Origin of the sequence: Chryseobacterium sp. FP211-J200 (assembly GCF_001643375.1) — a bacterium.
Classification (GTDB): domain Bacteria; phylum Bacteroidota; class Bacteroidia; order Flavobacteriales; family Weeksellaceae; genus Epilithonimonas; species Epilithonimonas ginsengisoli.
Window position 1 is genome coordinate 1 of sequence record NZ_LSHB01000011.1, and the last position, 12597, is coordinate 12597.

At 36.2% G+C, this 12597-nt stretch carries 16 protein-coding genes; 15 read left to right on the forward strand and 1 reads right to left on the reverse strand.

From position 1 onward, the window contains the following. Nucleotides 1-243 precede the first annotated feature (243 nt). The 13 genes from AXA65_RS04040 to AXA65_RS04095 all read left to right on the forward strand — a co-directional run bounded on the left by AXA65_RS04040 (nucleotide 244) and on the right by AXA65_RS04095 (nucleotide 9328). Nucleotides 244-897 carry a DUF1080 domain-containing protein gene (locus AXA65_RS04040; RefSeq protein ID WP_063968964.1) on the forward strand — a complete coding sequence of 218 codons (654 nt, stop codon included), beginning with the start codon at nucleotides 244-246 and terminating at the stop codon, nucleotides 895-897. Between the two features lie 95 nt (nucleotides 898-992). After that, nucleotides 993-1274 carry a hypothetical protein gene (locus AXA65_RS20080; protein ID WP_228391615.1) on the forward strand — a complete coding sequence of 94 codons (282 nt, stop codon included), beginning with the start codon at nucleotides 993-995 and terminating at the stop codon, nucleotides 1272-1274. A gap of 21 nt (nucleotides 1275-1295) precedes the next feature. Continuing rightward, the gene (locus AXA65_RS20085) at nucleotides 1296-1694 is read left to right on the forward strand and encodes a hypothetical protein (RefSeq protein WP_228391616.1); all 399 of its coding nucleotides are present in this window, start codon (nucleotides 1296-1298) and stop codon (nucleotides 1692-1694) included. Nucleotides 1695-1710: 16 nt separating this feature from the next. After that, nucleotides 1711-2151 (forward strand): hypothetical protein, encoded by a 441-nt coding sequence (locus AXA65_RS04050; protein WP_063968841.1) that lies wholly within the window; start codon nucleotides 1711-1713, stop codon nucleotides 2149-2151. After that, nucleotides 2135-3205 (forward strand): NAD(P)H-dependent flavin oxidoreductase, encoded by a 1071-nt coding sequence (locus AXA65_RS04055; protein ID WP_063968842.1) that lies wholly within the window; start codon nucleotides 2135-2137, stop codon nucleotides 3203-3205. The genes AXA65_RS04050 and AXA65_RS04055 overlap by 17 nt, the downstream gene beginning before the upstream one ends. A gap of 87 nt (nucleotides 3206-3292) precedes the next feature. Next, nucleotides 3293-3640, forward strand: coding sequence for a hypothetical protein (locus AXA65_RS04060; protein ID WP_063968843.1), 348 nt, complete (start codon nucleotides 3293-3295; stop codon nucleotides 3638-3640). A gap of 60 nt (nucleotides 3641-3700) precedes the next feature. After that, nucleotides 3701-4690, forward strand: coding sequence for a hypothetical protein (locus AXA65_RS04065; protein ID WP_131797762.1), 990 nt, complete (start codon nucleotides 3701-3703; stop codon nucleotides 4688-4690). Between the two features lie 50 nt (nucleotides 4691-4740). Beyond that, nucleotides 4741-5490, forward strand: a complete 750-nt coding sequence (locus AXA65_RS04070) for a hypothetical protein (RefSeq protein WP_131797763.1) — start codon at nucleotides 4741-4743, stop codon at nucleotides 5488-5490. A gap of 38 nt (nucleotides 5491-5528) precedes the next feature. Next, nucleotides 5529-6128: a hypothetical protein gene (locus AXA65_RS04075; protein ID WP_063968846.1), complete on the forward strand. Its 600-nt coding sequence runs from the start codon at nucleotides 5529-5531 to the stop codon at nucleotides 6126-6128. Nucleotides 6129-6135: 7 nt separating this feature from the next. Beyond that, a complete protein-coding gene (locus tag AXA65_RS04080; protein ID WP_063968847.1) occupies nucleotides 6136-6945 on the forward strand; it encodes a hypothetical protein in 810 nt (269 codons plus the stop codon). A gap of 60 nt (nucleotides 6946-7005) precedes the next feature. After that, the gene (locus AXA65_RS04085; RefSeq protein WP_131797764.1) at nucleotides 7006-7767 is read left to right on the forward strand and encodes a hypothetical protein; all 762 of its coding nucleotides are present in this window, start codon (nucleotides 7006-7008) and stop codon (nucleotides 7765-7767) included. Nucleotides 7768-7996: 229 nt separating this feature from the next. Continuing rightward, nucleotides 7997-8728 (forward strand): hypothetical protein, encoded by a 732-nt coding sequence (locus tag AXA65_RS04090; protein ID WP_131797765.1) that lies wholly within the window; start codon nucleotides 7997-7999, stop codon nucleotides 8726-8728. Between the two features lie 51 nt (nucleotides 8729-8779). Further along, nucleotides 8780-9328 (forward strand): hypothetical protein, encoded by a 549-nt coding sequence (locus AXA65_RS04095; RefSeq protein ID WP_063968850.1) that lies wholly within the window; start codon nucleotides 8780-8782, stop codon nucleotides 9326-9328. 52 nt (nucleotides 9329-9380) lie between these two features. Here the strand turns inward: AXA65_RS04095 and AXA65_RS04100 are convergent, their stop codons facing one another. Then, nucleotides 9381-10151 carry a glycosyltransferase family 32 protein gene (locus AXA65_RS04100; RefSeq protein ID WP_063968851.1) on the reverse strand — a complete coding sequence of 257 codons (771 nt, stop codon included), beginning with the start codon at nucleotides 10149-10151 and terminating at the stop codon, nucleotides 9381-9383. A gap of 195 nt (nucleotides 10152-10346) precedes the next feature. Here AXA65_RS04100 and AXA65_RS04105 point away from each other — a divergent pair, with 195 nt between their 5' ends. After that, nucleotides 10347-11684, forward strand: a complete 1338-nt coding sequence (locus AXA65_RS04105) for an alpha-amylase family glycosyl hydrolase (RefSeq protein WP_063968965.1) — start codon at nucleotides 10347-10349, stop codon at nucleotides 11682-11684. Between the two features lie 61 nt (nucleotides 11685-11745). Further along, nucleotides 11746-12273 carry a hypothetical protein gene (locus AXA65_RS04110; protein WP_131797766.1) on the forward strand — a complete coding sequence of 176 codons (528 nt, stop codon included), beginning with the start codon at nucleotides 11746-11748 and terminating at the stop codon, nucleotides 12271-12273. Nucleotides 12274-12597: the final 324 nt, after the last annotated feature.

A 12597-nucleotide genomic window follows, 5' to 3' on the forward strand; every position in this document is an offset into this window, starting at 1 on the left:
ACTCTTTTTTTTGTAGCCATTCTATTGATTTTTTAATTAACTTTACAAAGTAACTGATTTATGCGATTGGGAAAGCTACCGAAGGTTTAGTTCAACAGCAGTTTGGCAAAATGGCGGGTTCAGTGCTAAATTGAACATTCGGATTTCTAATAAACATTAGTGCTAAATTGAAAGTAAGTGCTTCTAAATCCGCCACTTCGCCAAGCTGCAAAACGTTATTATTCTTTTATTAAAGACAACAAAATGCTCAAAAAAACAACCCTCATACTCTTTTTCCTCCTCATCCTAACCTCCTGCACCACCCAGCAAAAAACCTGGTCAGAGAATGATTGGTACGCCTACACCAAAACAAGTAATGAGAAACAAGAACCTACAAAAATTTACGAGTTCTCGGATGGCATCATCAGAATGCACGGCGAAAATGTGGGGTATCTGATGTCTAAAAAAAGCTATTCCAACTTCGAACTGACGCTGGACTACCGTTGGAATCTGGATGAGCAATACATAGGAAAAGGCAAGAAAAACAGCGGCGTGATGTACAATATTCCGACCGACTCGCCGGATAAGGTCTGGCCAAAAGGTATCCAATTTCAGATCAAAGAAAACACGACCGGAGATTTTGTCTTTTTGGATCAAGTCACTGCAAAAGTAAACGGAAAACTCGTTGAGCCCGGCGCTAGCGTGACTTCACCCAAATTCTTGGAAAATGAAAAACCTTATGGCGATTGGAATGCTATCGTCATCAAATCTTTCAACGGAAAAATTACCCAATATCTGAATGGAAAATTAGTCAATGAAGCTACAGAAGCTACATCCGTAGAAGGTAGAATTTCTTTGAACTACGAAGGTTCCTCCATCGATTTTAAAAATCTTAAAATCAAACAAATTTCGAAATAGCAAAACTTTGAATTTGATTCAAGGTTCAATAAAATTTATATTTTGAAGGTATGATTTTTGTTGAAAAATGGGAGTTACAAATCAAAAAATAAACTATGACTCTCGCAGAAATTGAAAAAGAAAACCAATTCCAATATCCTCAACTTTACAAAGAACTGGAAACAGACGGAATGCTGGATGTCGGTGATTACGGTCCCAACTGGTACAATGACATCTTCCCAACAATAAAAGACCAACCCACACTCCTACTGCACTCATATGACTTTGAGCTATTAAACCCAAAAGCGGTGGACGAAGCCATCAAAGAACTTTCTGATCCCGAAAACTATCAACAGATCAAACCTGAGTTCAAATTCATTCCGTTTGGTCAAAGCTAGGCTGGAGACCATTATTGCTTCTTGGTTTCAGAGCAAGATCAGGATGACATTCCTATTGTTCTTCTCTGGCATGACAGCAACGAAGCGAACTATCTTGCGAAAAATCTACAAGATTATATCTTCAAAGCCGTATTGACCAACATGTCTGAACAAGATACTTACAATGATGTAGATGACGATGAGTTTAAAACTAATCTCAGCAATACTTTAAAGACTCATACCAAATATTTAACAGAAAAGCAGAGTCAAATTTTGCAAGACATCTTCTCACGAAAGATCATTGATTATGACTTCGAATTACCAAAAGGAAGAAAGGAAACCCGAAGAGGTCTGTTATCCGATATCGAATTAAAAAAAATATTAGCCGAAATTGTCCCGTACGAAAAGATCGATCAGACATTCGAATACGCTGAAGAATAATATTGGAAAAATTAGAATGAAGCGACGAAGTATTTTATTGTTCTTGGTCTGTATTGCCGTGAATCTCCTGGTTGGAAATCTGGCGCTACTGATGTTTCCTGACGTTTATATAATATACCGTATCTCTATTTCTGTGATCATCACAACTGTTTACGGTGTTGTCTTTTATAAGTTGGAAAGTAATCCGATTACAAAATGGCAACTTGCAGGAATCTCGATTCTTTTGAGTCTTTTTGGAATGTTGGTTGCCTGCATTTTCACTTCTGTGGGAATGCGTTTACCAATGGACAATATCATGACAGCGGCATTGAAAGGCATTATTCCAATGTTTATTTTCGCTTTATTTTTTGAATCACCTTTTTGGATACCACTTGCAATCGTGAATTTTGTTTGTTTAAATTACATGAATAAACAAAACAGAATATTAAAACCTGAAAATAATGAACTGGCAAAATAATATCTCTCAAGTATTAGACATCAAATATCCAATCATCCAAGCACCGATGTTTGGTGTCTCCACACCAGAAATGGTCGCTGCAGCTTCAAATGCCAATTGTTTAGGTTCGCTGGCTTTAGGTGATATGAGTGGGAACGACTGTTCCAAATTGATAAGACAAACAAAACAATTGACCGCCAAAAATTTTTCCGTCAATATCTTCGTGCATCAGATTCCGGAAGTGACAGATGAACTTAGAATTAATTACGATAAAACGAAAAGCTTCTTACAGGAATTGTCCAAAAAAAATCATTTAGAAGTTGAGTTTCCCAATCTAGAGGATATCAAACTGAATTCATATCATGAGCAGATTAAAGCCATCATTACTGAGGATTGTAAAATTGTAAGTTTTACTTTTGGAAACCTGGATTCAGAAAGCATTGAGAAACTGAAAAACAACGGAACTATCTTAATTGGAACTTGTACCTCTGTGAATGAAGCTGTGATCTTAGAAAATTCAGGCATCGATATCATTTGTGTTCAAGGCATCGAAGCTGGCGGACACAGGGGAAGTTTTGAAAATTACAATATTCCTCAAATTGGTGGTCTATCTCTCTTGTCTCAGGTTTATGATGCTGTAAAAATACCGATAGTCTACGCCGGCGGAATTTACAACCATCGAACATTATTGGCTACCAAAACTTTAGGCGCACAAGGTTTCCAAGTTGGAACGATGTTGATGGGTTCTCAGGAAAGCGCGCTACAAGACTTTGAGAAACAACGTTTGAATGATTCGAAGGAGGAAGACATCATTCTCACCAAAAGTTTTTCTGGTCGCTATGCGAGAGGTATCAAAAATACCTTCATCGAATCAGTGGAAAATACAGAATTCATACTTCCTTATCCTTACCAAAACAAATTGACGAACGCCTTGAGAAAAGCTGCTAAAGCAGATAAAAACTCAGAATTTGTAAGTATCTGGACAGGACAATCTGTGAATCAATTGAGTAGAAAATCTACAGCAGAGATCTTGGAGCATTTGATTGATAAAGTGGATAAAAGCGAAATCAGTTAAAATCAGCGTCTCTGATATTTTAAAATATTTAATTATCTTTAGTACGACTAGTAAATTACATTTTTTGCATCTTTAAATAAAGTACTTATGAAGAAAAAGACCTGGATCATTTTAACACTTTCGATTATTCTGGCGCTCGGGATCTTTTGGCTGATCAATCCCAAAATCTCAAAAGAAATAACAGCACTGGATTGCGAAGCAACTTATCAGATGTCACTTTTCGGGCGCGAGTATGAGGGTTTTAATTATCACAACGGAAAGATGGACCTTTCAAAATGTTTGTGTGAAAAATACTCGGTTTCTAAAGACGAAAAATACCAATTGGAAATAAAAAAGATCATAAAAGAATTTGAATATGACAAAACTGATGAATTGAACATTGATGAGATCTGTAAGAACAGCGAGACCTACTTTGCCTATTGGTATTACGAATAAAAATTGACACATCATTTTTAATAATACTAAGTCAGAATCCAGAAAAAAAACAATACGATGATGAAATTAAATATAATCCTTTGCCTACAATTTATATTGCTATTTACGGCAAGTTGTAATGGGCAAAGCACTGATAAATCAGAAAAAGACATTTATAATATTGGAAACGAGATCGAACATTTCAAGAAAGAACCACATTACGGTGCCAGTATTACAACAAATAATTGCTCCTTTGAAATTTTAATTAATGACCATCCCGTTATCAAATACAAAGACAATTCCGGAGGTGGCCTGTCAGGTTCGTATTTCCCTCTCAATTGGGACATTACACAAAAAGGGCCGCAAAAAATTACCATTCGTTTGTCACCTGGATTCAATCAGAATACCAAATCCATGCATCCAACATTGATGAAAAACTCTGGTGTTCAAATAAATATAGTAAAATCTCTCATTGATAAAGATAATAGTTGGGGTGATGAGGAAGAAGTGAAAAATTACATTACGCCTCAGAAAATGGTTGAAGGTAAAGAAGTTTCTACCTTTGATGGGAAAAATTATTTTGAAGACAGTTTTACTTTTGAAGCCAATGTTCCTTATAAAATCAACACTTTAGAAAATGCCGAAGTACTTTTTACGACCGATAAAGACAAGCTAAAAGCCTTAGAAAAAGAAGTGGTTACAAAATATAATGAAGTGAGAGACATCTATATGAAGGGAACAAAGGATGATCTTGCCAACATTCATTATGACAAAGAAAAAAGACTTGCACAGCAAATGTATCTTTCTTCTGAAGAAATCAAAAATAGTTGGGACAATGATTATCAATTCAGAACCAATCCAGATTTAGAATTTTTTGATCTGAAGCCCATAGAAAAATACAAAATAACCTTTTACAACAAGGGAAAATTGGTTTCTCTGGAAAAATTAAATAATGAAAAATCAGCACTTTGGGGCGGATTCAAGAAAAAAGGTAACGATATCGGAACTACAACCTACATTCAACTTTATCTGTATCGCCCTAAAGCTGGGAATGGACTCAAACTATACTAAGGTGCGATTTGATTTCCGATCAAGTTAAACTCCAAATCAAAACTAATAACATGAAAAAACAAATCAACCTTTACCTCGTCCTTTCACTGATCATTTGCATCATGCTACAATCCTGCAAAAAAGATGAAAAGCAAACCGAAAAGATAGAAGCTGACACGCTGAAACCAGTTCCATCGGACACAGCCAGCGCCGGAGAATATACCGAAATGAATGATGAGCCAGACGAAAATGTAGAATATCCAGAAAAAGGAAAGACAGCAAAAGACTTCGCGCCATATCCTTACGAGATCCAATACGAGGCCAACGGTGACCTGAATAGTGATGGCCTATCTGATGCAGTAATCGTCCTCACATTTGTAACAGATAACAAAGTCGCCCGTCCAATGCTTGTGCTTCTGCGTCAGAAAGATAATACATTTCGTCTGGATAAGATCTCCAAAATCACTTTTCCTATCGAATATAATGAACATGATTTTAAATTTTTCGATACAGAAGATATAGACATTACAAAAGGGAAACTCAACATCAATTTGTACAGCATTGGGCCGAGTGGCAATATTTTCGCAGGCTTCAAATACATGGGCAATGACCTTGTACTTACAGATATTGAGGGCAACTTTAGAGGTGCAGGCGGTAGTACAACGATCAATTATGATTATTCCAAAGGAGAAATAACAACATCTGAAACCAATACGATGGAAGAAGATATGCCAACAGAAACCAAAACGGAAAAAACAAAAAAAACCAAACACCTTTTCGAAAACACTTCGATTGTTGATTTTTTTAACGATGCTGAATGATAATTAAAAATTGATAAAATCTAAATCTTGAAATCAAAATGAAAAAACTCAATATCATTGCAGACGGTTCCATCATAGCCTTAGCTAATACAGAAAAATACAACCATGCCTTGGATCACAAGGAAACTTGGTCGTGGAAAGAGTTGAACCATTTTCTTTTGGAAACGAATAAGGACAATTTGATCGTTTTCAATACCGCTTGGGATGATGAGTGGACAATCGGATTCTTAATTAATGAACAAACTAATGAAAATCATTTTCGGAAGTTTGAAAGCAGTATTGAAGTGACGGACGGAAAACTGTTTCTCGTCAATTGGACAGACCTTACTTCTACCTTACAATTTAAAGATACAGAATTGCCTGATGATTTGAACAAAGATCTGAAAGTTGACTTGGAAAATGGATTTTATAAGGTGATTGTCAAACAACTTTTCGATCATGAAGATGAAGATCATGACCCCGAGAATAAGATCAGTTACATCATAGAGCTATTCCCAAAAAATGAAGATCCGAATATGATCGCAGACCACATTTTTTGGACAGAGGATTTTCCTAATGACGACAGCAGTTTTATTTCAAATGAGGACATGGGGGATTTTGATGACTTTATGAATCAAATCTCTTCCAACAAGGATTAAATAAAATATGGAATCTAAAAAACTAAGCATAACCATCAAGAATTTTGGAAAAAAGAACGAGCTGATGCAGTTGGTTTTCACGGGTTTGTTTTTGATATTGGCATTGCTGGGAATCATTTACAATTGGAGAAATGGGATTGCACTGCTGTTGATTTTTCTATTGATATTTCTGAACCAAAAATTCCAGCCTAGGTTTTCATTTCTGATCATCGTTTACATTTTATCGATGGTCCTGATCTCATTGATCCCTGAAATAGAACTGGTGGAAGTCATTGCTACTTCCCTATTTTTGTCGCCTTTATTTTTTTATGACTCGATCTATCAAAGTTTTAAATACTTAAGGAAAGATGATACTTTCGAGGTTTTTTCTTTGGACTTCAAAACCTTAAAATGTCTCCACACAGAAGACAATGATTACAAATCTTATGCGCTGAATCCAAAACAATTCGTGAAAACGTTTCGTTTAAGTGAGATCAATTCATTTGTTTTCAAGAATAATAATCTCTCGGTCCTTACCAAAAACGGGATCATCAGACCAAGAGAATTAAATCCTCAAAACCTTAATGATATCAATGTATTTTTAAAAGAAAACTTCCCCGATAAACTAAACATGGAAACTGAATATCAGAAAGCTTTGAAGGCAGAAAATTTGGTTTATCTTTCAAAACTTCTACTGATAATTCCGATCATCATTGTTTCTTTGGTCATCTATTTTTTCGGTGACAATGGCAGAGATCATCTGGTTACCTACAGCTCTATTCTGATTTTGATTATTTTTTATATCTTTCTAATTATCAGGATAAAGATCAAAAAATAGATCAACTGTACGATTCCTTTTATTAATTTTAAATGATTTTAATTGCCCAAAACTTAGCTTATGAAATCGAAATTAATCCTAATGTCACTTTTCGAATTCTCTGTTTGCTTTGGTCAAGAGGAAATTTCGAATACGCCAATCGGAATCGGACTTCTGCAAACCAACACAGAATTTCCCATTCCGCTTTACAAAAATGACAATGATACAGTCGCGACTCACATTTTAAAGTTCAAAGTCGAAAAGTCCGGCATTACCAAATTCATTACAAATCTAAAGCTGGAACCTTACACAATCTACGAAGGTGACTCTTACAAGTCTGGCGAAAAAAATCGAAGTATGGGCTTGGTGAGATTTCCGCCAGCTCTGAAATTTCGTGTGGTAGATTCTACTAAAACGAGTTTCAAAGTCGTTACCAATGAAAATTTGAACGAATCTTTTTACATTAAACGTGATTCGAAAAATGCTTACTACACTACAGAGCGACAATTTTTTGACAACAACTGCATCGGCTGTCCCGATTCCAATTACAACCCAAATTGGAATATTTTTGAAACATGGGAAAGATATCTGAAAAGATCAGAATTCATTATTAAAAAAAATCTGACGATCTACGACAAGCCAAACGGAATTTTGATCTTTGAAAGCAAGGACAATCAATTCTTACCTTTTACGGTAACCGAAGTTGATGGTGATTGGATCAAATTAAAAAAAGGTTTTGGTAGAGAATTTAACTTCGACAAATCCAAAAATTACGACGGCTGGACAAGATGGAAAGAAGGTGACAAGACCTTAATTGAGATCACTGAACATACTTATGAGTAGAACATCACATTAATTCCCGCTACTCGCCTATCATTGGCTGGATGGAAAACTGAGTCAGCATCTCATTATTCATCAATCTGTAGATCAAAATTATTCTGAATTGAAAGGCTTTATTAATTTCATCTTCAAAATGCCTAATGATATGAAAAAGGAAGGCAAAATACCTGTTCAAATCTGCATCAATGACAAAGCTCCTGAGTAAAAACTTAAATCCAAAAAATAATAACCTATGAAAAACAATCTTCTACTTCTAATGGCAGCAAGCACATTACTATTCACAAGTTGCGACGGTCAGGTGAAACCAATTGGTGAAGGAACTTTGGATCTGGAAAAATTCAGTTTTAATACAAAACGAACAGATCTCCTTCCCGAAAAATACAAAAGCAAAGATTATCAAGATACTTATGAAATAGAAATTAATGGCGAAAAAGAAAATTCAATTATGTTTCAGAGAGACAGTACATTTTCTAACCAATTTACGCCGGAACGAAAAGCAATTGGTCTAGAATACAGACAAAGAAACTGGGGAATGGATGATCAACTGGCCGTTTTTCAAGGTCAATATTTCCAAAAGATCAATATCGCCAGTACTTTGGATGGCAAGATAAAGGCGCTCGGCTGTCTGGCAGATGAACTCACGAAAAGCCAAGCCGAAAATCTCCTGAAAAAGCTGACTTCAAAATATGGGGCTTCCAAAACAATGAAAAGCAGCTGGAACAACAAACTCACCATCCACGAATGGAAAGAAAAAGACAGGATCATCCGCTACGTCACTTCCTTTACCAATGAAAATAATACGATGAAGATCGTAGTTGATAAAACCCAGGGCACGATTTCCGAAGGGGAAAAAGAACCGCACTATCTGGGCTACCTTTTTATCATTGATCCTGCTTTGAAGTCTGAAGTCTTTGGAAAAATGAACACCGGCGATTTTGTTTATATCAATAATGAATCGGAGTAAAAATAGAATCTGACCTGATGATATAAGGACATTAATAAATCCTACTACCACATGAAGAAAACACATCTGCTTTTCGGATCGATCATTTCATTTCTTTCCTTATTGAATTGTGATAACAAAAAAGAAAATACGAATGGAAATCAAATTTCGTCCGTTGCAGCAAAGCAAGTAATAACGAAACGACCACCGATAAAACAAGCAAGCATTTCCACAGAACAAGCGGTAAAACTCGCTGAAAAACAATTCGAAGAATATTTACCAAAAATATTGGATGACTACGACGCTCGTCCTGATCTTCAGGAAAGCCATACAGGGGATTTTACTGGTGACGGAATTTCGGATGTGGTGATCTATTTTTCCCTTGCGCCCCAAGATGGTGGCAATGCCCTTGTTGGGCAAGGATTGGCCTTATACAAAAACACCGGAACCAACGTGAAAGTCATTGCAGGATATGAACCAAATTACTTATTTACCTTTGAAAAGATCAGTGATGGAAAAATCTATGTCGAAAAACTTGAGTATGCAGAAACAGATGGTAGATGTTGTCCGTCTATCAGAACAGAACATGTTCTGAAAATTTCTGGTGGAAAAGCTTATTAAAAAAATCTCTACTATTCTCAAATCATTATGAAATAGTAGAGATTTAAATTGACTAATCTTTCAAATAAGCTTCTATTTTTTCTTTCGGAATGAGATTCAAAATATCATTCACATCGATGATCTTGTATTCATTGATAATACTTTCCACTGATTTTTCCGCACCAGGCTGATTGACCAATCTTTCCAAAAGTCCGTAGATGTTGACCATCTTTTTATGCGTATTTTCCTCGTCGCCGCCAAACCATGAACCACTGAAGTGATGACTCACATAATTCTTCGGCAGATCCTGAGAAAAGTAAACGGAAGGATAAAGGGTCACGCCATGATTCAGTTTTTGGATCGTATCGCTGTATCGGTCTGCGCCATATTCGTTTTCGAGCATTTCGGAAAAAATATCAGTGTTGATGCGCTCTACAAAACCTTCCTGTCTGTCATAATAATCTACAAAGTCCTTGGAAAGCTGATGCTTCGGCTCTGCCATCCAAAACGCAGAATACGGAACACCTTTGACCTCGAAACCACAAACGGCTTTTTCATCCAGGAATTCATCGAGAGGTAAATTCAATTCCATATCCGTGTCCATATAGATTCCACCATGGTCATACATGACTTTGGAACGAACATAGTCTGATACAAATGCCCATTTTTTCTGAGCAAAAGCTTCTCTTACATAATTATTATCTTCTAGTGGCGAGTTGCTTTCATTCCATTCCACAATTTCGAAATCAGGGTGAATTCTTTTCCAGGAATCGATGCAATGTTCAGCCAGTTCAGTTTTTGGTTGGCCACCAAACCAACAATAATGTATTTTTTTGGGAATCATAAATAGAAATTTTAAAGAATTGAGTAAAGTCTTGCACCTTACTCGCTTTTTCCTTGCAAACATCAAACCTTAATCAAAAAACACAGTGAAAAACCTTCAAAAATTAATAAAGAACAAAGATTGATGATTGATTTACAAGAAAATCTGTGATAGGTATGATATTCGTTGCAAATTTTATTCTTGATTGATGATCATATGGGAGAGCAAAACGACAACCGATACCAACCGAAATCTTACGTTCAGATCACCACACCAGATTGGGTGAAGAATGCCACGCTTTACGAACTTAATATTCGCCAGTTTTCTGAGGAAGGAAACTTTAAAGCTGTGATAAAACAACTTCCGAGACTGAAGAAAATGGGCATCGATATTATTTGGTTAATGCCTATTCACCCGATTGGACAACTTCATAGGAAAGGTAGTCTGGGAAGTTATTATTCGGTGAAAGATTATTTGGGAATCAATACGGAATTTGGAACCGAAGTGGATTTCATTGATCTTGTAAAGGCTATTCACGAACAGGGAATGTACGTGATCTTGGATTGGGTTGCCAATCACACGAGTTGGGATAATGATCTGGTAGAAAAACATCCGGATTGGTACATGAAATCCAGAAAAGGGACTTTCCAATCCACAAGATGGCGCGATTATGATGATATTATTGAACTGGATTACAGAAATCCGGAATTGCGAAAATATATGACCGACGCGATGAAATTCTGGATCGAAAAATATAATATTGACGGCTACCGCTGCGATATTGCGAGTTTCGTCCCTATTGATTTTTGGGAAAATGTAAGATCGGAACTTGATCAAATAAAACCAATCTTTATGCTGGCAGAAGCTGAAGATAAGGAACTCCACAGAAAAGCCTTTGATTCTACTTACAACTGGACGCTTTGGAATATTCTGCATCTGATTGCTACCAATCATATCAGCGTTAAAAATTTGACTGAAGCGTACATTGCAGAGCACGTTTCTATCTTTCCAAAAGCCGGAATCCGAATGAATTTTATTGATAATCACGATAAAAATTCCTGGGAAGGCAATCAGTACAGCAATTTCGGTGAAGCTTTGAAAGCATTGACAGTTTTTACTTTTTTGATGGACGGCATTCCGCTGGTTTACAGTGGACAGGAAGCTGGACTTGACCGGTCATTGGAGTTTTTCGAAAAAGATCCGATTGAATGGAAATCCCACGAGAATGAAGCACTTTACACTACCCTTTTTGATTTAAAACATAAAAATCAGGCACTGTGGAACGGCAGTTACGGCGGAGAAATGGTCAGATTGATGAATGACAGAATGGATCAGGTCATTGCGTTTGTACGGGAAAAGAATGGTGATAAGGTTCTGACTTTTATCAATCTGAGCAAAGAAACTTTCATTTCACAATTTGATACCTCGTTTGACACAGGAATTTATCAGAATTTATTTAATGAAGAAATGCAGCCTGTCTCTGCCACTTTGATATTGACGATGGAGCCTTGGGAATATGTCGTACTTCATCAAACGACGTCAAAACCTGATTAAATGAATGAGTAAGGTGATTTTGGCGGCAATATTGCTGAATAAATTTAAAATATTTAAAACTATGAAAACTGTATTTGTAATTATCCTGATAATGATGAGCGGACTCACATTCGGACAGCAAAAGAAAACGAAGAAAGCACCGCCTATAACACCACCGACACTCCTTCCGCCACCAGAAGTGAAAAAATTAGAAGATTATAGTAAAGATGAAAAAAAATGTTTCATTTATAAATCTGAAGAACAAAAAGATTCAATCGTTTACGTGACGGAAAATCTTCTGGAATATGGATGGGCAGGAAGCAATGCACGATTTGTGATCACAACCTACAATTATGATGCTGCCCAAAAAAGTCAGACGGAAAAAGATGGCCAGATCTATGCGCAATCCCAAAGGTTACGTTACATAGACGGAAAATACACGATACAGAAAAACATTCTGAACTTTACGCCGGATAAGGCAGAAAATTATCAGAACCGTACTTTCAAAATCATTTATAAGCCTAAATCACAAAAGGTAGAATCTTTGAAAGATGAAAGCAGTCATCAATACAAAAAAGGAGGATGCACGGAGCCTACAATCAGCCTTTAAAGTCTGGAAATTATCAAGGAATGAAAAATTTGATATTTAAGTTTTGGATAGCCAATGTATTGATTGCGTTTGTTTTATTCGTGGTTTACAGATTGGGAATTTCTGAATCTGAGTCCGAAAATGACACTTTCTTCAAAACGCTTTTGTATATTCTGGACATCTTGCTGAGTCTTGGATATTCACTGATTTATCTTATTGGAATGCTGATATGTTCACTGCTTTTGTTCCTTAATCTAATAAATAAAATAAGAAACAATTATTATTTTTCAATGCTGACTTTTTTGTTGATTCCGATCGCTGGGATTATTTATACCGTTTGGATTA